The organism is Rhodobacteraceae bacterium D3-12 (assembly GCA_025916135.1).
Classification (GTDB): Bacteria; Pseudomonadota; Alphaproteobacteria; order Rhodobacterales; family Rhodobacteraceae; genus JAKGBX01.
Genome location: CP104793.1, coordinates 554,874 through 580,555, shown reverse-complemented (window position 1 = coordinate 580,555; position 25,682 = coordinate 554,874). Strand labels below are relative to the sequence as shown.

Annotated in this window: 21 protein-coding genes and 2 pseudogenes; 17 read left to right on the top strand and 6 right to left on the bottom strand. The window is 57.2% G+C overall.

Features of this window, described 5'->3' with window-relative positions; genetic code table 11:
* Positions 1-108 precede the first annotated feature (108 nt).
* The 3 genes and pseudogenes from N4R57_02880 to N4R57_02870 all read left to right on the top strand — a co-directional run bounded on the left by N4R57_02880 (position 109) and on the right by N4R57_02870 (position 2,291).
* Positions 109-888 (top strand): transglutaminase family protein, encoded by a 780-nt coding sequence (locus N4R57_02880; GenBank protein ID UYV38063.1) that lies wholly within the window; start codon positions 109-111, stop codon positions 886-888.
* 253 nt (positions 889-1,141) lie between these two features.
* Entirely contained in the window at positions 1,142-1,660 is a 519-nt protein-coding gene (locus tag N4R57_02875) for a sigma-70 family RNA polymerase sigma factor (GenBank protein ID UYV39497.1), read from the top strand.
* Positions 1,657-2,291 (top strand): annotated as a pseudogene (locus tag N4R57_02870) (ChrR family anti-sigma-E factor). The gene N4R57_02875 and the pseudogene N4R57_02870 overlap by 4 nt, the downstream one beginning before the upstream one ends.
* A gap of 97 nt (positions 2,292-2,388) precedes the next feature.
* On the opposite strand, the gene N4R57_02865 reads toward N4R57_02870, so the two are convergent.
* Positions 2,389-3,114 (bottom strand): SDR family NAD(P)-dependent oxidoreductase, encoded by a 726-nt coding sequence (locus tag N4R57_02865; GenBank protein ID UYV38062.1) that lies wholly within the window; start codon positions 3,112-3,114, stop codon positions 2,389-2,391.
* Positions 3,111-3,881, bottom strand: a complete 771-nt coding sequence (locus N4R57_02860) for a DUF1365 domain-containing protein (protein UYV39496.1) — start codon at positions 3,879-3,881, stop codon at positions 3,111-3,113. Before N4R57_02860 ends, N4R57_02865 begins: the two co-directional genes overlap by 4 nt.
* A gap of 184 nt (positions 3,882-4,065) precedes the next feature.
* On the opposite strand from N4R57_02860, the gene N4R57_02855 reads away from it, so the two are divergent.
* The 5 genes and pseudogenes from N4R57_02855 (at position 4,066) to N4R57_02835 (ending at position 8,774) form a co-directional block, all read left to right on the top strand.
* Complete coding sequence (locus N4R57_02855; protein UYV38061.1) at positions 4,066-5,409, top strand: FAD-dependent oxidoreductase; 1,344 nt, start codon at positions 4,066-4,068, stop codon at positions 5,407-5,409.
* Positions 5,348-6,505 (top strand): cyclopropane-fatty-acyl-phospholipid synthase family protein, encoded by a 1,158-nt coding sequence (locus tag N4R57_02850; protein UYV38060.1) that lies wholly within the window; start codon positions 5,348-5,350, stop codon positions 6,503-6,505. Before N4R57_02855 ends, N4R57_02850 begins: the two co-directional genes overlap by 62 nt.
* Positions 6,498-6,992, top strand: coding sequence for a hypothetical protein (locus tag N4R57_02845; GenBank protein UYV38059.1), 495 nt, complete (start codon positions 6,498-6,500; stop codon positions 6,990-6,992). Before N4R57_02850 ends, N4R57_02845 begins: the two co-directional genes overlap by 8 nt.
* A pseudogene (locus N4R57_02840) lies at positions 6,992-8,217 on the top strand (MFS transporter). Before N4R57_02845 ends, N4R57_02840 begins: the two are co-directional and overlap by 1 nt.
* Entirely contained in the window at positions 8,214-8,774 is a 561-nt protein-coding gene (locus N4R57_02835; GenBank protein ID UYV38058.1) for a DUF3833 domain-containing protein, read from the top strand. Before N4R57_02840 ends, N4R57_02835 begins: the two are co-directional and overlap by 4 nt.
* 247 nt (positions 8,775-9,021) lie before the next feature.
* Here the strand turns inward: N4R57_02835 and N4R57_02830 are convergent, their stop codons facing one another.
* Entirely contained in the window at positions 9,022-9,498 is a 477-nt protein-coding gene (locus tag N4R57_02830) for a MarR family transcriptional regulator (GenBank protein ID UYV38057.1), read from the bottom strand.
* Between the two features lie 204 nt (positions 9,499-9,702).
* Between N4R57_02830 and ectA the strand changes: the two genes are divergently transcribed.
* From ectA to N4R57_02810, 4 genes are all read left to right on the top strand, one after another.
* Positions 9,703-10,233, top strand: coding sequence for a diaminobutyrate acetyltransferase (gene ectA / locus N4R57_02825; GenBank protein ID UYV38056.1), 531 nt, complete (start codon positions 9,703-9,705; stop codon positions 10,231-10,233).
* A gap of 66 nt (positions 10,234-10,299) precedes the next feature.
* Positions 10,300-11,586 (top strand): diaminobutyrate--2-oxoglutarate transaminase, encoded by a 1,287-nt coding sequence (gene ectB / locus N4R57_02820; GenBank protein ID UYV38055.1) that lies wholly within the window; start codon positions 10,300-10,302, stop codon positions 11,584-11,586.
* 5 nt (positions 11,587-11,591) lie between these two features.
* On the top strand, positions 11,592-11,996 hold the full coding sequence (locus tag N4R57_02815; GenBank protein ID UYV38054.1) for an ectoine synthase: 405 nt from the start codon (positions 11,592-11,594) through the stop codon (positions 11,994-11,996).
* Positions 11,997-12,026: 30 nt separating this feature from the next.
* Positions 12,027-13,463, top strand: coding sequence for an aspartate kinase (locus N4R57_02810; protein UYV38053.1), 1,437 nt, complete (start codon positions 12,027-12,029; stop codon positions 13,461-13,463).
* A gap of 227 nt (positions 13,464-13,690) precedes the next feature.
* Here N4R57_02810 and N4R57_02805 read toward each other — a convergent pair whose 3' ends face one another.
* Entirely contained in the window at positions 13,691-14,602 is a 912-nt protein-coding gene (locus N4R57_02805) for a LysR family transcriptional regulator (protein UYV39495.1), read from the bottom strand.
* Between the two features lie 207 nt (positions 14,603-14,809).
* On the opposite strand from N4R57_02805, the gene N4R57_02800 reads away from it, so the two are divergent.
* The 3 genes from N4R57_02800 (at position 14,810) to N4R57_02790 (ending at position 20,919) form a co-directional block, all read left to right on the top strand.
* Positions 14,810-16,477: a GMC family oxidoreductase N-terminal domain-containing protein gene (locus tag N4R57_02800; GenBank protein UYV38052.1), complete on the top strand. Its 1,668-nt coding sequence runs from the start codon at positions 14,810-14,812 to the stop codon at positions 16,475-16,477.
* 66 nt (positions 16,478-16,543) lie between these two features.
* Positions 16,544-19,066, top strand: a complete 2,523-nt coding sequence (locus tag N4R57_02795) for a CoA transferase (GenBank protein UYV38051.1) — start codon at positions 16,544-16,546, stop codon at positions 19,064-19,066.
* Between the two features lie 197 nt (positions 19,067-19,263).
* Positions 19,264-20,919, top strand: coding sequence for a BCCT family transporter (locus N4R57_02790; GenBank protein ID UYV38050.1), 1,656 nt, complete (start codon positions 19,264-19,266; stop codon positions 20,917-20,919).
* 89 nt (positions 20,920-21,008) lie between these two features.
* Here N4R57_02790 and N4R57_02785 read toward each other — a convergent pair whose 3' ends face one another.
* Complete coding sequence (locus N4R57_02785) at positions 21,009-21,959, bottom strand: asparaginase (GenBank protein UYV38049.1); 951 nt, start codon at positions 21,957-21,959, stop codon at positions 21,009-21,011.
* A 172-nt stretch (positions 21,960-22,131) separates the two neighbouring features.
* Between N4R57_02785 and N4R57_02780 the strand changes: the two genes are divergently transcribed.
* Positions 22,132-23,247, top strand: a complete 1,116-nt coding sequence (locus N4R57_02780) for a glycine cleavage system protein T (GenBank protein ID UYV38048.1) — start codon at positions 22,132-22,134, stop codon at positions 23,245-23,247.
* Positions 23,248-23,339: 92 nt separating this feature from the next.
* Here the strand turns inward: N4R57_02780 and N4R57_02775 are convergent, their stop codons facing one another.
* Positions 23,340-24,029, bottom strand: a complete 690-nt coding sequence (locus tag N4R57_02775) for a GntR family transcriptional regulator (protein ID UYV38047.1) — start codon at positions 24,027-24,029, stop codon at positions 23,340-23,342.
* A 169-nt stretch (positions 24,030-24,198) separates the two neighbouring features.
* On the opposite strand from N4R57_02775, the gene N4R57_02770 reads away from it, so the two are divergent.
* The gene (locus N4R57_02770; GenBank protein UYV38046.1) at positions 24,199-25,656 is read left to right on the top strand and encodes an FAD-binding oxidoreductase; all 1,458 of its coding nucleotides are present in this window, start codon (positions 24,199-24,201) and stop codon (positions 25,654-25,656) included.
* The last annotated feature ends 26 nt before the right edge of the window (positions 25,657-25,682 follow it).

Here is a 25,682-nt window from a genome sequence, read left to right as displayed (position 1 = left end):
GCAAAGGTCTTCTCGCTTTAGGGAGTTCACCTAGCCTATGCTTGTGCGCACAGCGTGTTCGATGCAAACGGCTCGGATACGTCCTGCCCTCGCCAAAGGAAACCGGCCATGAAACTTCAGATTGGCGTTGAGATGCATTACACGGTGGAGTCCACGACGGACCTTATCTTGCAGGTCGAGGTTCCCGATTTTGCAGACCAGCGTGTCATCCACAAATCATTCACCACGAGTGATACTCTGCACCAGTCCAAAGTATCGGCAGAGGACGGCGTGGGAGAGCGCCGGCTGCTACAGGTAGAACGGGACTTCCAATACACTTACGTCTCGCATGTCGTGGTCGATCGCCCCGCTCTGGATATCTCGCAATTGCCGGCGACACCGCCCCATCAGTTGCCAAGTGACGCGATCCGATACCTGATGCCCTCGCGCTACTGCCCCTCCGACGAATTGCAGAACTTTGTCGCAGCGGAATTCGGATCGAGCGAGGGCGGTGCGCGCATTGCGGAAATGCGGGACTGGATCTTTGAAAGCTTCAAATATGTTCCGGGGTCGAGCAACGCGCAGACGACCGCTCTGGATACTTTCGTGCAACGTCAGGGCGTTTGCCGTGACTATGCCCATGTGATGATTGCCCTGTCACGCGCTTCTGCCATTCCCGCACGGTTTGCCAGTGTCTATGCGCCCTACGTCACGCCGCAGGATTTTCATGCGGTCGCCGAGGTCTATCTTGACGGCACATGGCATCTTGTCGATGCAACGGGGATGGCCGCCGCAAACCAGATTGCACGTATTGGTGTCGGAATGGACGCAGCAGAAGTTTCTTTTCTAACCAGCTTTGGTCAGGTCAGCTTGCAAAATCAGTCGGTCGAGGTGACGATCTCCGCATAGTTCGACACACCTGCGCAGGTTTGCTTAAGGATTGGGTTGAGGCGGAGCCCAAGTGCCTTTTCGCATTAATCTGGCCATTTGGGGAAAAGATCGCTGCAAAACTGATCCATGTTTCACAGAGCTACGTATTATAGTTATGATGATACAGACCTTAACCAGCCCGTGCAGCACCAAGCGTGCTCTTCCGCTGCCTCGCCACGAAAGAAAACCTGTGTCGAAAAGCAAAGTCGGTCTTTCGCAACAGACCACATGGATGATTGCGGTTCGCGACAATCGTGATCGCGCTGCATTTGGGGAGTTGTTTGATCATTTTGCGCCGCGGCTAAAGGGCTTCATCATACGTTCGGGGGCATCACCGCATCAGGCAGAAGAGATCGTCCAAGACGTAATGTTAACGGTATGGCGCAAGGCGGCGATGTTTGACCCACACCGCGCACAAGTCTCTGCCTGGATTTATCAGATTGCCCGCAACCGTCAGATAGACATCACCCGCAAGGAAAACCGGCCTTTGCCGGAGGAACTGAAACAACCGCCCGATACAGAACCTGATGCCAGTCAGATTTTGAGCCTAGAGCAAGACGCCGAGCAATTGAAACAAGCGTTGGGCAGCTTAAAGCCCGAGCAGCGCGAGATCATCGAACGGGCCTATCTGGGTGAGCTAACTCATCAGCAGATCAGCACCCTGACCGGCTTGCCCTTGGGAACCATAAAATCACGCATCCGGCTAGGGCTGGAGCGCCTAAGACACGAGTTAAAGGACCTCAAGCAATGAGTGCCATCACCCACCATATCCCAGATGCCATGCTGGCGGCCTATGCGGCGGGCAACCTTCCGCATTCTTTTGCTGTTGCCGTGGCAAGCCACGTTTCAGTGTGCGCGCAATGCCGCGCAGCTTTAGAAGCTCATCAAACGGTCGGTGGGACCGTTCTGGATGAAACCCGAACTGTCGCCATTTCCTCTTCTTTGAAGGACGAGGTTCTTGCCCTGCTCGACGCGCCAGTTACGCCTGAGCCGGTTTACGAACGCAAAGGCATATACCCTGGTCCGGTTATGGAGGCCTTGAAAGGACGCGCGCCGCGCTGGAAAAACTGGGCATGGGCGTGCAGCAGGATATCTTGTCAGCCGATGCGGAGGGCTCTGTGCGCCTGCTCTATATCCCGCCAGGACAGGCCGTGCCGGATCACAGCCACAACGGTCTGGAGCTGACCCTCGTGTTGCAGGGTAGCTTTAGCGATGAGACGGGCCATTTTGGCGTTGGCGATATTGAGATTGCCGATGAAACACTGGAACATTCGCCGGTAGCGGATGAAGGGGATGCTTGCATTTGTCTCGCCGCAACCGACGCGCGCCTTCGTTTCAGAGCGCTGGTTCCTCGCTTATTGCAACCGTTGTTCCGGATTTGAGCTGTGAGCCGTAAATGCTGAAACCACCGGGTCTCTGGCGGCCTCATTGGGGTCTATTGCCTTGTGTATTGGCCCCCTCACCCTACGCTTTCTCCGACTATTTACCGCGATAAAGCAACCAGTCGGGAATAAATGCCAAACTGCGGATCGCCCATGAAAACGGAGCGGGAAAATCCGTCCGAAATCGCCGCTTGCGCATCGCTTTCAGCACCTTTTCCGCGGCTTTTTCGGGCGTCATCAGCATCGGCATGCGAAATTCGTTCTTTTCAGTTAGCCGGGTCTTGATAAAGCCGGGATTGACCAATCGCACTGTCACGCCCGTGCCTTTCAGATCAAACCGCATGGTTTCAGCAAGGCTGACCAAGGCTGCTTTGCTCGCCCCATAGCCGATCGATTTGGGCAATCCATTATACCCGGCCAGCGAACCAACAAGCGTGATATCCCCCCGCCCCTTTTCGATAAGCCCGGGCAGCACATTACCGAGAACACGCATCGCGCCGATGAAATTTGTTTCGCACATCATCAGCGCCGAACCTGCGTCCCATTGCGTCGCCGGCATCGGCTCGTAGGTGCCTACGTTGTAGATCATTCCATCCACGTCACCCACCTTTGCAGCGGCCTCGAGCACGGCATCGGCGTCGGTTACATCAAACGCGACCACTCGTGCTTCAACCAACTGAGCACGTAGGCTTTCCAACCGCTCACCATTGCGGGCAGACAGGATCAGCCGCGCGCCCTCGGCGTTCAGCTTGATAGCCAAGGCACGGCCAAGCCCCTCGCTCGCTCCGATAAGCCAATAGGTCTTGCCAGCGATATTCGTCATGTGTCTACACCGTGAAAATTGTGACTATCGGTCATCATGCGTTTCGGCGCGGTCTGCTTTCTCAAAAATGGAGCGCGTTTGAGGTAAAGGATCGCAGCTTGCCAGTGGATCAAGGCCAGCACCCGCAACGACCCAAACGGGCGGCGCACGGCGGCCTTCAACAATGATGCACTGGTCGCTGTGCGGCGTTTGCCCGATAGTGTCGCGACAACACCCTGCTCACCGTTCTCAAACGCAATGCGAATGTTGATAGCATCATCATCCATGCCAAAGCTAAATCGATATGTGCCGGCTATCTTTTGAAACGGCGACACATGCATCAGCTTGTCAACGGTCAGGGTATCGCGCCTATTGATCGGGCGAAAATCATCATGCGCACAGAAATAGCAGTGCCGCTGCCCAAAGGTGCTGTTGACCTCTGCAACAAATGCACATGGCTTCCCATTGCGCAGCGCGATCCAGAAGCTGACAGGGTTGAAGTTGAACCACAAAAAGCTGGGCTGCGTGAGCAGCAACAACTGCGCCCCGTCCAAGGCAAAGCCGCGATCCGCCAACACATCCTTAAACCACTCAACACCACGACCGTGCGCGCGCATACCGCCATGGTTATGATCCCATACTGACCACAGATTGAACCGATTGCGCGAGAACAGCCAAGGCTTCGCTTCAGTAAGATCGGTGAGGACATAATCAACACCGTATCGAAACGCGTTCTTAAGCTTGCCACGCCGTGCATGTGCTGTCTGGGCTTGGATGTGTTCTAGCATGATACATTGATTACGCGCTCGAACTGGTTTCGGATCATTTCTTTCTGGAAAAAATTCCTGCCAGCGTTGGCGCAATTGCACCTCCACGCCAGTCCCCGATGAAATCTTTCTTGAATCGTGAATGATCCATCCCGGTCGAGTCTGCGTATTACCATCATAACGACCGACAAATGATGAGGACGTAATGCTGGATAAAACCTTAGGGCCGCGCAAGAAAATCGCTATTGTAGGCGGTGGCATTTCGGGCCTTTCCGCAGCCTATTATCTATCGCCGTATCATGACATCACCTTGTTCGAAGCCGCACCCCGACTTGGCGGCCATGCCCGCACGGTGATGGCTGGAAAAAATGGCGATCAACCGGTCGATACCGGCTTTATAGTTTTCAATTATGTCACCTATCCCAATCTCACCCGGCTCTTTCGCGACCTCAATGTCCCGGTGATCAAAAGCGAAATGAGCTTTGGGGCCAGTATCGATGATGGCTGGCTCGAATATGGCCTGACCTCACGCCAATCCATTCTGGCGCAAAAAAGAAACCTGCTGCGTCCTCAGTATTACAAGATGATCGCCGACATCATCCGCTTTGGCAAACACGCCGAAGCGGCGGCCAAGGACGACGACAAAACAATTGGCGAGCTGGTAGATGAACTGGGTCTCGGGCGCTGGTTCCGTGACAATTATCTGATGCCCATGTGCGGCGCGATCTGGTCTACTCCAGTTACCGAGGTTGACCAGTTTCCCGCAAAATCCTTGGTGCAATTCTTCCGCAATCATGCCCTTCTGGCCGGGACAGGCGAGCACCAGTGGTGGACCGTCAAAGGCGGTAGCATCGAATACGTCAAACGCCTTGAAATCGCTCTAATTGCGCGTGGTGTCACTCTACACACCGCCACCCCGGTCAGCCATGTTGAGCGTGGCGAATTCGGCGTCCGACTTACCGCTGGCGATGCGCCAGTTGAAACCTATGACGAGATCATCCTCGCCTGTCATTCGGATCAGGCCCTTGCTGTTCTGGGCACCGATGCATCTGCGGCCGAACGCGACGCTCTCGGTAGCATCCGGTACCAATCCAATACCGCAGTGCTGCATTGCGATCCGAGCCACATGCCCAAGCGCCGCGCTTGCTGGTCAAGCTGGGCCTACCGCTCGCAGAACGGCAATATCGGCGTCACCTACTGGATGAACAAGCTGCAGAACATCCCGGAAAGTGACCCTCTGTTCGTCACCCTGAACCCATCAATCGAAATCCGCGAGGAGGCGATCTACGACACCGTCGAATACGCCCACCCGGTGTTCGACAGGGCCGCCCTCAAAGCTCAAAACGCTATTCGCCAGATGCAAGGCACGAACCGGACATGGTTCGCCGGTGCCTGGAACCGCCACGGTTTCCACGAAGACGGCATCGCCAGCGCCATGCGCATCGTGCGTACTCTCAACGAACATCACCAACTCAAAGGAATGGAAAATGCGCTTGACCGACAAGGCCTTGAAAATGGAATTCCTCTCGACCTGCGAGCGTCTGCGTGAAGGCCGCCTGACTCTGCGCACGCCCGAAGGCGAACGCTACAACTTCGGCACGTCCGGCGCCGAAGCAGAGTTGGTTATTCACGATTGGGCGACCGTCTCGGCGATGGCTGCGCATGGCCAAGTCGGATTGGGCGAAACCTATGTCCAAGGCCTCTGGGACACGCCATCAATCGAAACGCTGACGTCCGTGGCGATGCGCAACCGCGACCACCTTGGCAACTACGATCAGGCCAGCACCTTTAACAAGGCGAAATTCCGGCTGGTTGATACCGTGCTCCGGGCCAATTCCAAGCGCGGCTCGCGCAAGAACATCCGCTCGCATTACGATGTCGGCAATGAATTCTACGGTCTCTGGCTTGACGAAGGGATGACTTATTCCTCCGGCCTGTTCGATCCTACGGAAAACGATCTTGCGCGGGCACAATCACGCAAAAACGCGCGCGCTTTGTCTCGCTTGAACGAAGGCGAGCGCACTCTGGAAATCGGATGCGGCTGGGGCGGCTTTGCCGAAGCGGCAAGCGAAGATGGCCGCGACGTTACCGGCGTCACCATTTCGCGCAACCAGCACAGCTACGCCGAATGCCGCCTTGACGGGCGCGCAGACATCCAGCTTCGCGACTATCGAGACATTGACGGCAAGTTCGACAACATCGTCTCGATCGAAATGATCGAAGCTGTCGGCGAGCGCTACTGGCCTAGCTATTTCTCAACGCTCAAGAATAGCCTCGCCGACGGCGGGCGTGTGTTGTTGCAAGCCATAACCGTCAAGGACAGTTTCTTTGACACCTACAAAAGCTCGTCCGACTACATACGCCAATATGTCTTCCCCGGAGGCATGTTGCTCTCTGATAGCGTGATCGCTGACCAAGCCCAGAAAGCCGGCCTGCAGGTGCGTGACAACTTCGCCTTCGGGCAAGACTACGGCAAAACCTGCCGTATCTGGGCCGAGCGCCTGAGCGCGCAGAAACGCAAGATCACTGAGATGGGATACGGCGAGGCCTTCTTTCGCAACTGGCAATACTACCTTGAAATCTGTGCCGCCTCCTTCGCGATTGGCCACACCAATGTTGTGCAGGTGGAGCTCGCTCATGCTTAAAATCGCCCTGCCCCTTGCCTTGCTCATCGCCCCCGCAGTTTCTCAGGCCTCACCCGTCGACACGGCCCTCTCGGGTGCTGAATTGCGCGGCGCGGCGACCTTCCGCTGGGTCGGGCTGCCGATCTACGAAGCCCGGCTTTACACCAAATCCGGCGCGCGGCTCGATTGGGGCAAAGACTTTGGGCTTGAGCTGAAGTACCTGCGCAATCTGACCAAATTCGACCTTGTCGAAGGCACCATGCGCGAACTTGAACGCACCGGCACAGCATTGCCGCTGCGTGCGCAGCTCGAGCGCTGTTTTGACAACGTGCGCAAGGGCGACCGCTACGTTGCCGTGTCTGACGGCCAAGACAAACTCCGCTTTTGGCGCAACGGCAGACGCATGTGCACGCTCGCCTATCCCCAAATCAAAACCCGGTTCATGGCTATCTTTCTGGGTGATGACACGCGCTCAAAATCCTTCACCCGCCGGTTGCGGGGCGAGTGATGCTTTACCCGCGAGTCAGCCTTTATGCGCTGATGTTGGCAGCGGCAGGCATCCCGCTCTACATTCATCTGCCGCGCTTTGCATCGGTCGAACTCGGAATCGGGCTGGGCACAATTGGAACGATCCTTCTGCTGATCAGGCTCGTCGATTTGGTACAGGGCCCCTGATTGGATGGGCGATCGACCGCTGGCCACGGCTGCAAGGCGGCTTTGCGTTTTTGGCGGCTGCCGGGCTTGCCATCGGCTTTCCGCTGCTCTTCATGAAGCGGGACGGGCCGAATGTAGTCGTCGAACTGGTTGCGATCCTCGTGTTGTTGTTCTCGGCATATAGCCTCGGCATGATCTTGCTTTATGGCCGTAGCGCAACCCTCGCCAAACGCCCCGAAAAGCGCGAATTGATGACCGTGGCCGCCTTCCGCGAGGGCGGCATGATGGCCGGGGTGATCATCGCCGCCATTGCACCGGCGATATTCGTCGCGCTTGGCTTCGGCGCTCAAGGCTACCCTGCGTTTGGCGTCTTCCTCGGAATGCTGGCAATTCTGACGGCGGTTCTCACCTTTCCGATATGGCAACGACCCGTGGTTGAGGGCGCGCAACTCTCATTCACAGGTCTGGCCCAAGCAGGAGCGTTGCGCCTTTTGGCCTTGGCGCTGGTCAATTCTCTGCCGGTTGCTATCACCTCAACCCTCTTCCTGTTTTTCGTCGAAGATCGCCTACAGTTGACCGGAATGGCCGGGCCGCTCTTGATCCTGTTCTTTGCAAGCGCCGGGCTCAGCGTGCCTCTCTGGACCCGGCTAAGCCTGCGGGTCGGCACGAAAACAACCCTGCTCATTGCCATGCCGCTGGCCATTCTTGGCTTCGTCGGCGCTGCGTTTCTTTCCCCCGGCAACGCGGCTGGTTTTGCGTTGATCTGCCTCACCTCCGGCGCGGCGCTCGGGGCGGATATGGTCATATTACCCGCGATGTTCTCCGTCGCGCTGACTCGTGCCGGGCTAAAGGCATCGACAGCGTTCGGCATCTGGTCCTTTGCCGGGAAACTGAGCCTCGCAATTGCTGCCTTCGCTGTTCTCCCATTGCTCGAAAACAGCGGCTTCGCCCCCGGCGCAAGCAACACCCCTGCCGCACTGGCAACCCTCAATATCGCCTACGCTGTTATCCCCTGCGTTCTGAAACTCGCAGCGCTAGCCCTAGTTCTTACGCTCCCAACCGAGGATCAAACCCTATGAAACTTTTGTCCGCCCTACTGTTCCTTATCCTTATCGCCCTGTTGGCGAAGGATCTGTTTCTCAGCTTTCGCGCCCAAAGCCCGTCTGACTACGCCGATACTGGCCCAAGGTTTTCCTTGAAACAGCATCTATCTGGCGAACTCCTGTCTGAAGGGCTGATCTATGGCCCAACCGGAAGGGTGACCAATAGTTTTGTCGCCAGAATGGTTGGCGAATGGCAGGGGGAAACCGGCACACTCAGCGAAGTATTCACCTATTCGAACGGCAAGACGCAAAGCCGCAAGTGGTTCCTTAAAATCGTCGATGGAGATACGTTTACCGCGACCGCTGATGATATCGTAGGGGAAGCGCGCGGAACGATCTCAGGATCAACGATCAAGATGGAATACCAGATCGTCTTGCCTGACGATGCGGGCGGCCACACGCTAAGCGCTACGGATTGGCTTTATCTGACGGACAACGGTGTCATCATGAATAAATCTGAAATGCGCAAGTTCGGCGTCAAAGTGGCTGAGCTGATCGCAACCATGCGCCCAAACCCGCATCTGCACCAGTAAACTCACCCGAACGGAGATCACCGCGCCTGTTCGCGCTGGCGCGGTTGTCCTGCCCTGCTTGCCTGACGTCAGCGCCGATGTGTCCAAACAGCGTTATTTGATGTGAGCAGGGTTTGGCTCTTCGTTGCCACTAAAGAGTGGACGATGAGACAGACAACAAAATGCTCCGTCGCGCCGGTCGACAATGGCATCAAGCCCGCGGCGCGTAACCTGCCACCCTTCATGTCGAAATGAGACTGTCGGAGAGTCACTCTGCAAGTTTGATTTCACCGGTATCCAAAACTGGCGACGCGTCCATATCTTCTGCGTCCAGCATGGCAGCCACACGCTCGAGGTTTGCAACCAGCATGGCCTGTTCCCAATCTTCCATGGCGGCAAACTTGCGCACAAACCGTTGTTGTAACGGGTCTGGCGCTTCATCCAGCACCTTACGGCCTGCGCCGGTAAGCAAAATGTTTGTTTGACGCCGGTCTTGCGTAGATTTTTCGCGCACGGCCAGACCATCGCGGACCAACTTGTCCACCAAAGAGGTCACCGTAGCTTGGGAAACCCGCATTCGCACAGATATGCCTTTGGCAGTCGCGTAACCTTGCTCTGAGACAATCTGCAGAACACGAAATTGAGTGGGAGTAACGCCAGTGGACTGGCGGATTTCGCGGCCGAACAACTCTGTCGTGCGGATTATTCGTCGCAGGGCAATCAAGCTGCTATCGATACGGTCCAAATCTGCTCCATTGGTTTGACTGGCTAAGCATACTTAAGCGACGCGAAGGGCGCAAACCACAATTTATTTTGAAAAGCTAAGCTATTTAGAGCCATTTTGGCCCAAAAACCCGCAATATCACGCATTTCAGACAATTTTTGCTTCGACTGTTGAACCTTAATTGCCGCCATGTTAGTTCGCTGATCAAAGTTATAGGAGCCCGAGATGCAACATCCTTCTCACCCGATGCGCGTTGATCTGCCGTCCCTACGCAAACCCACCGCCAAAGATGGCGCTGCGATCTGGACTCTTGTCCGGTCCTGCCAGCCGCTTGATGAGAACTCCATGTATTGCAACCTTCTGCAATGCGATCACTTCGCTGACACCTGCGTCGTGGCCGAGTTGTCGGGCGAGGTTGCAGGCTGGGTCTCTGCTTATGTGATGCCCAACGAGCCCGACACTCTGTTTGTCTGGCAGGTGGCGGTGTCTGATATTGCGCGTGGTCAGGGCTTGGGTGGTTTGATGCTGCAAAGCATCCTCAATCGCCCAGAGTGCAAAGACGTGACCCGACTGCAAACCACCATAACTGCGGACAACGAGGCATCCTGGTCCTTGTTCCGAAAATTTGCGCGCCGTCAGGGCAAAGATATGGATATGACTCCCTATTACACTCAGGCTTTGCACTTCCAAGAACGTCACAAAACCGAGCACATGGTCACAATCCCGCTGGCCAACCGGGCGAGGTTGGCGGCCTGAGCCATGCGCCAGCCACTGCTAACCCACCATTTATTCCCCCAACACCCAAAACCCGAGAGAGGTCGTATGTCTACGAACCCGTCTGAAATTGCCATTTTTAACCGCCGCGAATCCGAAGCGCGCAGCTACTGCCGGGGAATTGACCCGGTGTTCACATCGGCCCAAGGGTCCGAAATGATTGCCCGTGACGGCACACGTTACATCGACTTTCTGGCCGGGTGTTCCTCCCTCAACTACGGCCATAATGACCCGGACATGAAGCAGGCGTTGATTGCCCACCTTCAGTCTGACGGATTGGCCCATGGTCTGGACCTGCACACCAACTCAAAGGCCAAGTTTCTGGATGTCTTCGACCGTTTCATTCTTCAGCCGCGTGACATGGATCACAAGGTGATGTTCACCGGCCCCACAGGGGCAAACGCAGTTGAAGCGGCAATGAAACTGGCGCGCAAAGTGACTGGCCGTACCAACATAGTTGCCTTCACCAACGGGTTTCACGGCGTAACGACGGGGGCGCTCTCAGCGACCGGCAACAGCTATCACCGGGGCGCTGCCGGCACCACTTTGAACGGCGTAACCCGAATGCCGTTTGACGGTTATTTCGGCGAAAACACCGACACTGCCGATTTCCTTGAAGCGATGCTCAATGACAGCTCGTCCGGAATTGATGCCCCCGCGGCCATTCTTCTGGAAACGGTACAGGGTGAAGGGGGGCTTAATGCCGCCCGCCCGGAATGGATCCGCCGGATCGCCGCGCTCGCCAAGGAACATGGTGCGCTTCTGATCGTTGACGATATTCAGGCCGGCTGTGGTCGGACCGGTGATTTCTTTTCTTTTGATGGCATGGGGGTCACCCCAGATATTGTCACGCTGGCGAAATCCGTGTCTGGCTTTGGCCTGCCCATGGCGTTGCTCTTGGTGCGCCCGGAATACGACGTCTTTGGCCCTGCCGAACACAACGGCACCTTTCGCGGCAATACCCACGCCTTTGTCACCGCCCATGTGGCCGTAACCAAATTCTGGGCCGATGATCGCATGAAGAATGCGACCGCCGCCAAGGCGCTTCTGCTGACAAACGCGTTGACAGAAATGTCTGAGTTGCTGCCAGGGTCTAAGCTCAAAGGGCGCGGCATGATGCAGGGACTGGATGTCGGTTCAGGCGAATTGGCCACCGCCATTTGCGCCCGCGCGTTCCGTGACGGTTTGATTATCGAAACCTCTGGAAACGAGGGGCAAGTGGTTAAAATTCTGGCCCCGCTAACCACGGATGAAGACACGTTACTCAAAGGTCTCATGGTGTTGCGGAACGCCATGCGCCTTGAAACTGATTCAAGCAAATTTGCAGCGGAGTAAGAGACATGATTGTTCGTGATTTCAATGAGATCATCAAAAAAGAGCGCGACCGCGTCGTATCGGATGCGCAATGGAGCAGCGTGCGCATGCTTCTGGCCGAGGACGGAATGGGTTTCTCCTTTCACATCACCTTTCTTGAGCCCGGTTCGGAACACACGTTCGAATACAAGAACCACTTCGAGAGCGTCTATTGCATGCAGGGCACCGGTTCGATCACCGATATCGCAACCGGCGAAACCCACGCCATCAAACCCGGCGTGATGTATGCGCTGAACAAACATGATCGCCACATCTTGCGCGCTGACGAAGAGTTGGTGATGGCGTGTTGCTTCAATCCGCCCGTGACCGGCACAGAGGTGCATCGCGAAGATGGATCCTATGCCGCTGCTGACGATCTGCAAACAGCCTGAGAGGCTCCGGCGCAAACCGGAAGATATATCGTGAATTTTCCAGAACATACCGTCGAGAAAATCGGCGGCACCTCAATGTCGCGCATCCACGAGCTGCGCGACACCTTGATCATCGGCGACCGTGCTGCAGATGAGCTGTTTCACCGGATCTTCGTGGTCTCCGCCTTTGGCGGGATCACCGATCTGTTGCTCGAGCACAAAAAAACTGGCGAGCCCGGCGTCTATGCCCTCTTTTCGAATGATGACAACGATCATAGCTGGCTGGATGCGCTGACCCGTGTGGCCGTCGCCATGGGCAAATGCCAAGCCGAAGTGCTGGACAATCCCGCCGACCGTGCCCTGGCCGAAGATTTTGTCCGCGACCGGATCGAAGGCGCACGCAATTGCCTGTATGATTTGCGCCGCCTGTGCTCCTACGGTCATTTCCGACTGTCCAGCCAGATGATGGTCGTTCGTGAGCTGCTGTCGGGTCTGGGCGAAGCGCATTCCGCCTATGTGATGACGCTGATGCTGCAACGCGCCGGGGTCAACGCGCGTTTCGTAGACCTGAGCGGCTGGCGCGATGAAACCGAGTGCAGCTTGCAGGAACGTATCGCAACCGCGTTTCAGGACGTGGACCTTGCCACGGAACTTCCGATCGTCACGGGCTACGCCCAATGTCGCGAAGGTCTGATGCGCGAATATGATCGGGGCTATTCCGAAGTGACCTTCTCTAACATTGCGGCGCATACGAAGGCGAAAGAAGCGATCATCCACAAGGAGTTCCACCTTTCCTCGGCTGATCCGGCGCTGGTTGGCGCAGGGGCGGTGCGCAAACTGGGGCACACGAACTATGATGTTGCAGATCAACTCTCCAACATGGGGATGGAGGCCATTCACCCGAATGCGGCAAAGATTTTACGCCAGTCCAACGTGGCGCTGCGCGTCACCAACGCGTTTGAGCCCTCTGATCCGGGAACCCTCATCGACGAACAACTTGCTGAAACCCCTGCGGTAGAAATCATTACCGGGCTGAATGTTGTCGCGTTGGAGCTGTTTGAGCAGGACATGGTCGGCGTCAAAGGCTATGACACTGCCGCGCTGGAAGCCCTCCGGCGTCACAAAGTGCGCATTGCCTCCAAAACGTCAAATGCCAACACAATCACCCACTATGTCGAAGCGCCCCTCAAAGCTGTGCGCCGCGTCATATCAGATTTGGAAACAACCTTCCCATCTGCCAACATAAGCGCACGCAACGTGTCCATCGTTTCGGCAATCGGGCGCGACCTTACCGGACTAAAAGCCTTTAGCCGGGCACTTATCTCGTTAGAGAACGCGGAAATCGACCTTATTGCCGCCCATCAAACACCACGCAACGTGGACATTCAATTCGTCGTCCCACGAACATCGGTCGACGATGCAGTCATCGCTCTCCACGCGGCTTTGGTAGAAGCGCCTGAAACGAAACACCTCCGCAAGGCCGCATGACGCCAACAAAGCCCAAGCTTGCCAAGACAAAGCCAGCCCTCGTCTGCGCAGACTAGGGCTGGCGGGTTACGATCACGGTCGCATCGTCATTTAGCACGCTCACACGCAATGCTCCCACACACTGCTCCGAGCTGTTGTGACTGCTCACCAATGGCTTCTTGGCCGCTCCTTTTTGGTGTCAGCGCCCCACGACGTCTCGGATTGCCCCGAATGGCTCGCGGCAAGCCTCACCAAGAGCCTTGCAGCAAGGTAAACAACTCGGTGAGGATCGGACTTTTCTTACGCCGCTCCAAAGTCACAAAACACAGGCACGCAGGCACAGAAACAGAATTGCACACAGCAAGACCAAAGGTTTGCTTTTGATGCAGCGCAATAGACTCGCGGCACAAACTCAACCCAATGCCAGAGCGCACCATCTCCAGCATCGAGGCCTCTTGATCGACACGAGCAACCACATTCAAACGATCGTCAAAGTCAGGATAGACCTTGGCCATCAGACGGTGATGAACAGACCGCTCCGGCGTCCCGATCCAAGGGTGTGTCGCCAGCGTCGACCAATCAGCGGTCCCTATTTTCTCTTGCCACCCGACCGGGCCGATGACGCGGTAACTGAAATCGGCAAGCTTTATCGCGTGAATCTGATCTTCGCTTTCTGTTCCCATCTGCAACAGATCTTCTGGCCCGCACAAATAAAACCCAGCATCAATCTTGCCCCGTTTCAACCAGGCCATGATATCCCCGCTGACGCCATGCATCAGTTCGGTCTCGATGTCCGGATGCTCCAATTGCAAACGCGCCAGCATCCGGCCCAGCCGGATAAACTCTGGGTCAACGATGGTCCCGATCTTAAGCTTACCACTGACCCGACCAGAAATTTGCCGGGCGCTCCGGTGGAAATCAGTCATCGCTTCAAGGATATGTTCCGCTTTTGACAACACGGCCGCACCGTCATGACTAAGCTGCAAACCCGCAGCCGTGCGGTTGAACAACGCGATTCCTGTCTCCTCGCTCAGCCGCTTTATCTGGTGGCTAATCGCTGGTTGCGTCAGGTTCAACACCTCGGCGGCGCGCGAAACACTGCCTTCGCGGGCCACCGTCACAAACGCCAAGACGCTGTTTATATTAGAGAAACGATCCATATAAAAAATTTTAATATTGCACTGTGGCATTTGTCATTAGGTTTTTTCAAACTCCTCCCTCAAAGGTCATCAAAATTCGCGTTCTAGGAGGGGACGTGACTGGACCGTAATGCTTTTGCCTTCATGGCAAATCACAGCGTTTCGTTCATCACCCCCTTTCCTGCGGTATCGACAATACACTGCAACGGCTGATGGATGGATGGCGACATGGCTCAAGGTTCAAACGGATTTGACTATATCGTAATCGGCGGTGGCTCCGCCGGGTGCCTGTTGGCCAACCGCTTGAGCGCGGATCCCGCGAACAAAGTGCTCTTGCTGGAAGCCGGCAAAGCCGACACCTATCCATGGATCCACATCCCAGTTGGCTATCTCTATTGCATCGGCAACCCGCGCGCCGACTGGATGTATAAAACCGAGCCGGACAAAGGCCTGAACGGGCGCACCCTGCTCTATCCGCGCGGCAAGACGCTCGGTGGATGTTCCTCGATCAACGGCATGATCTATATGCGCGGTCAGGCCCGCGATTATGACAACTGGGCCGAATTGTCCGGCGAAGAGGCTTGGAACTGGGAAAACTCCCTCAAGAATTTCAAGGCGCACGAAGACCACTACAAGCTCGATGATGGGGCTGATCCGGTCACCGGCGACAACAGCCGCTTCTCTGACATGCACGGGCACGGCGGCGAATGGCGGATTGAAAAACAACGCCTGCGATGGGACGTATTGGACAGCTTTGCCGACGCCGCGACAACAACCGGCATCCAGAAAACCGACGACTTCAACAGCGGCGACAATTCCGGCGTCGGTTATTTCGATGTAAACCAGCGGTCCGGCTGGCGCTGGAACACGTCCAAGGCGTTCTTGCGCCCGGCCAAGCAACGCAAAAACCTGACCATCTGGACCGAAGCGCAGGTCGAAAAGCTGACGTTTGAAAAGGCAGCGGACGGCGCGCTGCGCTGTGTTGGCGCCAAGGTGCATCGCGCAGGCCAGCCTGTAACCGTGACCGCCCGCAAAGAAGTTGTTCTGTCTGCGGGGGCCGTCAACTCGCCTCAAATCCTGCAATTGTCGGGCATCGGTCCCACTGCACTCCTCAAAAAGCACGGCATCGACGTGGTCATGGATCAACCTTATGTCGGCGAAAACCTGCAAGACCACCTGCAAATCCGCGCCGTGTTCAAGGTCAAGGGCACGAAGACCATGAACACTCTGGCCAATTCGATGATCGGCAAGGCCAAGATCGGTCTGGAATACCTGCTCAAACGCTCTGGCCCGATGAGCATGTCACCCAGCCAATTAGGCGCCTTCACGCGCTCTGACCCCAATCGCACGCACGCCAACCTCGAATACCACGTCCAACCCCTCAGTCTCGAGGCATTCGGCGAAGATCTGCATGATTTCCCGGCGATCACGGTGAGCGTTTGTAACCTGAACCCAACCAGCCGCGGTCACGTGCGCATTGGCTCGGGTGACTTCCGCGATGCCCCCAAGATTACGCCGAATTACCTCGATACCGAAGATGATCGCAAAGTCGCCGCAGACAGCCTGCGTCAGGTGCGCGAAATCATGGCGCAACCGGCGATGCAGCCCTATGAGCCCGAGGAATTCAAACCCGGCATAAAGTATCAAAGCGACGATGATCTGGCCCGGCTCGCAGGCGACATCGCCAGCACAATTTTCCATCCCGTTGGCACCGTCAAAATGGGCCGCGCCGATGACCCAACCGCCGTTCTCGACCCGCACCTGCGCTTCAAAGGCGTCGCCGGACTCCGGGTGGTTGATGCCTCTGTCATGCCTGAAATTACCAGCGGCAACACCAATTCCCCCACGATCATGATCGCGGAAAAAGCAGCGAGCTGGATTCTGGCAGGGCAATAAACCTGCCAGCCCCCCACCCAGCATACCTATCAGCCGAACAACCCAATCGTCATTGTTGGAGATCACATGCGTAATTCGTTTTCCAAACTGCCGCTTACCGGTGTAAAAGTCGTCGACTTTGGTCAATATATCGCAGGCCCCGCTGTCGCGATGCTTCTTGGCGATCTAGGCGCCACAGTCGTGCATATCGACCCACCCCAAGGCGCGATGTGGGATAGCCCGGCCAATGCCACGCTGAACCGCAACAAGCTTATCGTGAACCTTGATCTGAAATCCGACGACGGTCTGGAACAGGCCCGCGCGCTTTGTGCCGAGGCCGATATCATCGTCGAAAACTTCCGCCCCGGCAAAATCGCCAAGCTGGGTTTTGACTTTGCCGCCATGCGTCTGGAACGCCCGGAACTGATCACGGTTTCCGTGCCCGGCTTTGCCTCCAATGATGCCGAACGCCGCGAGTTGCGCGCCTATGAAAGCATCGTGTCAGCCAGCTCGGGCGTCTTCACCGACATGGGGCTGAACCGGGTTCTGATGGGCTTGAACCCCTCTTTCTCCCCTCTGCCGCTGGCGTCGGCCTATGCGTCACAGATCGCAGCATCGGCCACGGTGCTGGCGCTGCAATCGCGTCAGATCACCGGCCTTGGCGATCAGATCGAAGTCCCGCTGGCCGCCGCCGTAATGGAAGGCCTGTGCTATAACTCGATCAAAATCGACGGCCTGCCCGAACGCTATCTTACCCAGCGCGAGACCGAAATCGAACGCCGCCGCGTCGAAGGCCTGCCGATGAACGTCAGCTACGAAGACCTGCAAGAGCTGATGGACCCGTTTTTCCGCAGCTACATGTGCAAGGACGGGCGGATGTTTTACGTCGTCTGCCCCAGTCACAAAAACCACGCACGTCGCTGCCTTGAGGTGCTTGGCATCTATGACGAACTGGTCGAAGACGGGCTGACCTCGGAAGAGAACACCTACAAACCATGGTCCGAATGGGAACACGAAACCTCTCTTGGCGTGTACCCCATGCCCAAGGATTGGGCCGACAAGATCGCTGAGCGCATGAAAGAGGTCTTTATGACCCGCACATCGCACGAGTGGAAAAAGATGTTTGGCCGCGGCCTTGTTCCCGGCGCGCCGCAGCGATGGTTGCAGGAATGGATCCACGACGAATACGCCGAAACCTCGGGCCTGATGATTGATGTCCACGATCCGGTTTACGGCGATATGACCCAGCCCGGCCCGGTCGTCTGGATGGAAGAAAGCGGCGAAGAAGCCCTGACACCCGAACCCCGCCGCTGGGTCGACTTCGACGAGGCGCTAAAAACCCTCCAAAAAGTCCGCACCGAAATCCCTGAGCCAGCAGATGCGAGTGACATAACCGACACTGATCAGGAAGGGTGGCTTTCGGGCGTCCGGGTGCTGGACCTGTGCAACGTGATCGCCGGCCCGCATGCCGCCAGCTATCTGGCGCGTTTTGGTGCCGAAGTCATCAAGCTGGAACCAGCCGAGCCGATGTATGACAGCTGGAACACCGTTATCTACGGCATGTCGCAAATGCGCGGCAAACGCTCGATCCTTGCGGACATCACTTCGCGCCATGGCCGACAAGTGTTCGAAGACCTCGTAAAGTCTGTGGATGTCATCATCTGGAACGCCCCCGACACCCAAATCAAAAAGATGGGGCTGGACGCAGATAGCCTGCGCAAACTCAACCCCGACGCCTTGTTTTGCAAGCTCGACTGCTTCAGCGGCGTGCGCCGTGGCGCCCGTACCGACTATATCGGCTATGACGATCTGGTGCAGGCGACCACCGGCATCATGCTGCGGTTCGGCGGCGCGATGGACCGCCCCGAAGAACACGCCCACGTTGGCACGATCGACGTGATGTGCGGCTTTGGTGGCGCATTGGCCGTCGCCGCTGCCCTGTATCAAAAACACCGTCACGGTCGCATTGGCCGTGGCCGCACCTCGCTGTCATCTAACAGCGGACTACTGCAAGTGGCCTTCGCCTTCGACTTCAAAGGCCGGGGGCTGTTTGACGAACCTTCAGGCCCCGAAGCAAGCGGCTATGACGCGCTAACCCGCTTTTACAGCACAGCATCGCGCCACCTCCTGCTCAGCGCCTACGAGGGCGACCTGCCGCGGTTTCGGAACGTCGAAGGCCTCGAAGAACTCCCCGATCTGCCAGAAGAAGACCGCGCCGCATTTCTTGCGACCGCTTTTCAAACCCAAACCGCCGCGGACTGGGTTGAACGGTTACAAGCCGCCGACATTGGCGCCGTCATCTGCGAGAACCTCGACGCGCTTCGCGCCAGAAACCTGCGCGACGCCGACGGCGATCCCGGAACATCCAACGGCAGCTATTCTTTCTCGCTGTATGCGGATCATCCCAGCGGCCACGAAGTTATCCAGCTTGACCCCTACGCAGTGCGCACCACCCGAAGCAAGGTCAGCGCCGTGCGGCCAGCCGAAAAATTTGGCGCCTCAACCCGCGCGATCCTGTCCGAACTCGGCTATGTGGACACTGCAATCGAGGCCATGATCAAAACCGGCAACCTGAGCAGATCTTGGAGCGACGAGTATCTACCAAGCTAACCAGATTTGATGCTTAGCCCTGATCGCTGCGCCCTGATTGCTCCGCCTTAACATTGGCACGCACATCCTAACGCACAGCCCCGGCTAGGCATCTCGCCAACGTCCCTATCCCGGTCAGACACTAAAACGGTCACGCGAATACGCTTCGCGTGGGAGGCCCGTTTTGTCTGACATCCACCAGCCATTCAGGAGGAAACATGGCTAATAAACCCCCATTGATGGATCTACCCATCCAAACCGCGGATCGCGGTTTCTATGCTGGCTTCAGCAAAGATGTTGCGATCACGTCCAAAATCCTGATCGCCGCCCTCATTGTGTGGGCGATTGCGGTGCCAAAGACCGCCGCAACAATCCTCGGAGACCTGAACAGCTCGCTGCTTGGAACATTCTCAAGCTGGTATATCTACGTTGTCGCGCTGTTCCTGCTTGTCTGCGTTATTCTTGCGTTGATCCCAAGCACCGGTCGGCTCAAACTTGGACTGGAAGGCGACACGCCAGAGTTTTCTAACTTTTCTTGGTTCTCGATGATGTTTGGCGCTGGCATCGGCATCGGCATGCTGACCTTTGCAACCGCTGAACCGATGTACCACTTTGCCAACAACCCAAATGTTATCATGGGCGAAACGGGTGCCTCCGCTGCAAATAATGTGAATAACGCCTACCTCTGGTCGTTCCTGCACTGGGGATTTTCCGCATGGGCATGCTACGCCATCGTTGGGCTTTCGCTTGCGTATTTCTCGTACCGTCGCAACCTGCCGCTCACGATCCGCTCCGCGCTGACACCGCTATTTGGCGAAAGACTGTCGGGCATCTTGGGTCATATCGTGGATATCGTCGCCGTCGTTGCAACCATTCTGGGTGTGGCGCAGACGCTGGGCTTCGGGGTTGAGCAATTTGTGTCCGGCCTGCACCGTATCGGGTTTGGTGATTGGCTCATCGTTGCAGAAACCGGATCGCCCTCCACGGCTGGTGTGATCACCGCATTGCTGATCATCATGGGCGCGTCCACACTGTCGGCCCTGTCCGGCGTTGGCAAAGGCATCAAATGGCTTTCAAACATCAACATGGGCCTCAGCTTCTTCTTGCTGGCGTTCTTCTTGCTGTTCGGCTCCACCTTCTTTGGCCTGAGCGCCCTTGTTGAGGGGCTGCTCACCTACATCATTCAATTGCCACAACTCTTGTTCACCGTCTGGACAAGCGACGGTGTTGACGGCAGCGAAGCCGCCCAACTGGCAAGCTGGCAAGGTGGCTGGTCGGTTTTCTACTGGGCTTGGTGGATCGCATTTGCACCTTTCGTGGGGGTCTTTCTCGCGCGTATCTCCCGTGGCCGATCACTGCGCGAATATATTCTGGGGGCGATCATTATCCCCTCCATCATGTGTTTCGTCTGGTTCACCATTGTAGGTGGCACCGCGATCGACCTGACCTTGAATGGTGGCGCGAATGATGTGATCTCCGGCGCTGGCCAACAGAACCAGCTGTTCGCGATGCTCGATTTCATGCTCGGCTCCGGTGTGGCGTGGATCATGGCCGTAATCGTTGTGGTCTTGCTGCTCACATATCTCGTGACCACAGCAGACTCCGCGATCCTGATCGTGAACACAATCAACGCAGCCGGAACAGAAAAGCCATCCGGTCGCCCGCACATCATCTTCTGGGGCTTGGCCCTGTCGTTGGTTGTCGGTGGTCTGTTGATCGCTGGTGGCGTCGAGGCGATCAAATCCGCCATGGTGATCGGCGCTCTGCCCTTCTCGCTTGTGATGGTTCTCATGTGCGCCTCGCTCGTCAAAGCGATCTGGAAAGATGGCCTGCGCGAAAGAAACGGCGTGCAGTCGGTTCACGCTGCAGAATAACCTATGGCAAAGGGGGCCACGCGCCCCCTTTTTTCGCCCGACCTCACCTGCCCGGCAATCGCTGGGCCGTTTCCCTTTGTTCCAACAGCTTACTGCGTGAATTCGCCAAGCTGACTCTGCGCCAGAAATGCACAGCGCGCCTCATAAGTGCGATGCAAGGACAAGGCGAAATGCATTTTGACATAGGCCATTTCGGGTGTCGTATCGCGCCCGTCGACCACATTGTTATCCCGCATCACCTGCCCCGCAGCATATGTTCCCAGCTTCATCCCGCCCTCGGGGCATTGACTGACTGCGATCACCGGAACGTCGCGGCGTCTCGCCCGGTCCAAAGCCGCGCGCATCTCCGGCGTATCCGGCGCGGTCCCCGACCCGTAACACCGCAAAACCAAACCGTCACAGTGGTCCACAGCAAAGCCTAGCACATCCGCGCATGGCCCCGGCGTGACAGAGAAAACACTCACCTTTTGCGGCGACAGTTCATTCAATCCCGCGCGATTTGCGGCAAACACCGGGGGGATCTTGCTGGCCTCCGCCTCAAAAGCGTCAAACGCGCTCGAATGGGATTTTCGCACCCGTCCGCCATGCAACAAACGCCCCGCGAATTGCACCCAAACACCCGGCCCGCTGGTCGTCGCCGCGCTCAACGCATCGCGCAGATTGCCCAGCCCATCGCTGCCCTCCACCGTCAAAGGCAACATCGAGCCGGTCACAATCACCGGCTTGTCGAGACCCGCGAGCGCCAGACAAAGCGCCCCCGCCGTAAAGGCCAACGTGTCAGTGCCATGGGTGACCACCACACCGTCACAGGTTGCACCCGCCGCGTTGATACTCTGCGCGATCCTGATCCAGTCGCCGGGTGTGGCCTGCGCACTGTCAATCAACGGCTCAAGCGCATGGATCGTAACGCTCGCCGCTATCTCTTTCGCAGCAACCAGCCCCTGCACCGCGTCCTCAACGACGCCCGCCAGCGGGGCAAACCCGTCTTTCGTTTGGGTCATCCCGATCGTGCCACCCGTATGAATCAGAAGTATGCGCATTCAATCTCCCCACGCGGCACCGCTACACAAGACGCTGTATTCGCCCTGCGTATCCGTCCACACCAGCGCGCGCAATACACGCGCATATCCCGCGCCGCACAGGGATTGCCTCATGCTTCAGGACATGTTCTGAACAGCCCGACACTGACGGCATTACATCAAAGGACGCCCCATGACATTTTCGATTGGTATCGGCCCGAACATTCGCAAATCAGCCTATTTTGATGCCACCGTGCGCGACGGCGTTCACAGTTTCTCGGTCTATAACCACATGTATATTCCCGCCCACTTTGGCGATCCCGACGCCGAATATGACCGCCTGCTCAATGGCGTCGCCATGTGGGATGTGGCCGCGCAACGACAGGTCCAGCTTTCTGGCCCTGACGCAGGGCGGCTGGCGCAATACTTGACACCCCGCGACCTAAGCAAAACCAAAGTGGGTCAGGGCCGCTACGTGCCGCTCTGCGATCATGACGGCTGGCTGATCAACGATCCCGTTCTGCTGAAACTGGCCGATGACCGCTATTGGCTGTCCGTCGCAGACAGCGACATCCACCTCTGGGCCGCCGCTCTGGGGCGCGAAAAAGGATGGAACGTCAAGGTCAGCGAACCCGATGTCTCGCCCCTCGCCATACAAGGGCCAAAAGCCAAAGATGTGGCCGCCAAGCTGTTCGGCGACAAGGTGCGCGATTTCCGCTACTTCGGGTTCAAAGAAACCAGCCTTGATGGCATTCCGCTGGTGCTCGCCCGCTCGGGCTGGTCCAAACAGGGCGGGTTCGAACTCTATCTTCAGGATCAGACCCGCGGAACCGACCTGTGGAATCTGGTAAAACACGCCGGCGCGGGTTTTGGTATCGGCCCCGGCGCGCCAAACGATGTCGAACGGCTGGAAAGCGGGCTGATTTCATATGGCGCCGATATGCGCTGGCAAACCCACCGTGCAACGCCCTACGAAATGGGGTTTGGCGCTTTGATCGACCTGCAGGCCGATATTGATTTCGTCGGCCGCCAAGCGCTTGCCGATCTCGCAACCACCCCGCCAAGCCGCCGCCGCATTGGCTTGGTCATTGACGGCACCCCACCGCTTGTCGGGCATCCGGTTGCACTGCTGCACAATGATACAAACGCCGGGTTTGTCAGCGAATGGGCTTTCTCAAGAAGGCTGGGCAAAACAATTGCCGTCGGGCTCATCCAATCCGACCTGCCGGACACTCCCCAGCATCTAAGCCTCCGCATCAATGGCACCACCTATGCGGCGCAGGAACACGCCATTCCGTTTGTGACATAAGCCGGTGTTGACCGGCGCCACCCTCAAACCGGCTCTAATACGGGGCCGGCCCGCGCTTGGAAAAGCCACCCCACCGCACGAGCTCCGCACGCCTACGAAACAGCCCGCTCAACCTTCTCCGCGCGCTCCGCAAGAAGCTTTGCTCGAAACGCTTCTTCAAGATGTCCGATATGAACAGCAAGCTGTGACACCGCCTGTTCGGTCTGCCTTGCGGCGACCGCTTCGATCAAGGCAAAATGCTCCGCCATCGAACGATCCGAATTTTCGCTCATGATCGTAAACAGATGCGTTCGCAGCGCCTTAAGCGGCGAAACGGTCTGATTATAGGTCTTCGTCAATGTCCGGTTTCTCGCGCCTTCAACGATCGCATTGTGAAACTGGTGGTCACCCATTGTGTATCTATACGCGTCATTCGACTTCAAGGCGCGCTCCATTTCGGTGCTGGCTTTTTCAAGCTGCCGCAACACATCCGCATGGTTGCGCTCGATCCCAAGCCGAAGCGCTGCGGTCTCAAGGATGGCCCGGTGCTCACAAAGCTCATCAACAACCCGCAAATCGGGGGTAAAAACAAATGTGCCTCGCTTGGGCAAAATCGCAACCAACCCTTCAGACTGCAACACCGCCAGCGCATCCCGAACAGGCGACCGGCTCACCCCCAACGTATCGGCCAGCCGCTGTTCTGACAATTTGGACCCCAAAGGCAATTCACCCGCGACAATAGCATCGCGAATTTTTTCTGAGGTCACTTCCATCAAAGACTTCGGACGGTCGACGGGTTGCATGCGGCTGCTCCTGCTAAATCTCGGACCATCATCCTTGAGGACGCTGGCATTGTCAAACTACCATGTTACATGTTACTTGACAGATCAATCTAACATGTTGGATGGTAGATTACCCGAGTCGACAGCTGCCGCCACGGATGGCGTCACACAGCCCTGCAAAGCGATTTTGATGATTGAAGCCAGCTCTAACGCAACCGCCAACACAGTGACCGACGCCTTTCGCGCCGTCGTGGGCGATACTTATGTTCTGACCACCCCCGAAGACGTCGCGCCCTATCTCACCGACTGGACGGGGCAATTTACCGCGAGCGCGCTCGCGGTTGTCCGCCCGGCCACAACGCAACAGGTCAGCGAACTGGTCACACTCTGCGATGCCCACAACATCGCGGTTGTCCCCCAAGGTGGACGTACCGGCTTGTGCGGCGGCGGCGTGCCTCTGGACAATCGCGCGTCCATTGTCATCTCGCTCAACCGTCTGAACGCCATTCGCGCGCTCAACCCACAGGCCCGAACCGTCACCGTCGAAGCCGGTACAGTGCTCGAAACCCTCCACAACAAGGCGCTTGAGCACGATTTGATCTTCCCGCTGATGTTCGGTGCCAAAGGCAGCTGCACCATTGGCGGCAACCTGTCGACCAATGCGGGCGGATCAAACGTCCTGCGCTACGGCAACACACGAGAGCTGTGCCTCGGCATCGAAGCGGTCATGCCGGACGGGTCGGTGATCAATGCGCTCACCGGACTGCGCAAAGACAACACCGGCTATGATCTCAAAAACCTGCTGATCGGCGCCGAGGGCACATTGGGCATCATCACAGCCGCTGTTTTCAAACTTTCCCCCGCGCCCGTCGCCCGCTCAACCGCGTTCTTGTCGGTTGATCAACTCGCGTCGGCCCCCACCGTCCTCAACCGGCTTCAGGACCACACAGGAAGCAGCGTCGAAGCCTTCGAATACATGCCAAACGCTATCGTTGAGACCATCTGCAAGGCATTTCCCGCCATGCGCCGCCCGCTGGACGGACCCGTCGCCACGGGCATTCTGGTCGAAGTGGCCTCCTCTCGCGCCCATGACGCCGAACAGATGGAAGACGGCGGCATCCGGCTCCAAGCTGACGTCATGGCGCTTTTGGGCGATCTGATGGAGGAGGGGCTAGTGCTTGATGCGATGATCGCTCAATCCGAACAACAGCGCGCCGATCTTTGGAAAATGCGCGAAGCAACTCTGGAATCAATCACCGAAAACGGCCCTGCCTATCACCTCGACATCTCGCTGCCTCTGGCCGCGATTGCCCCCTTTGTCGATGCCATGGATGCAGAGATGGACGACCTCGGCTTTCAACCATTGACGGTAGGCCACCTTGGCGATGGCAACCTGCATTATGCCCTGTCTGCGTCCAACGGGCAGACATGGGATGCCCTGCCGCTCGAAACGGCCAAGGCCAAGGTTTTCGCCAAGCTGACCGAGCTTAACGGCTCGTTCAGCGCCGAACACGGGATCGGGCAAAGCAAATTGGCGGTGATGAAACACCTGAAAGAACCCGCGCAACTGGCGGTCATGCGGTCGATCAAAGCGGCCCTTGACCCCAACGACATTCTAAACCCCGGCAAACTCTTGCCGCCGGAATAGTCTGAATTTCATGCCATCCGAGGGAG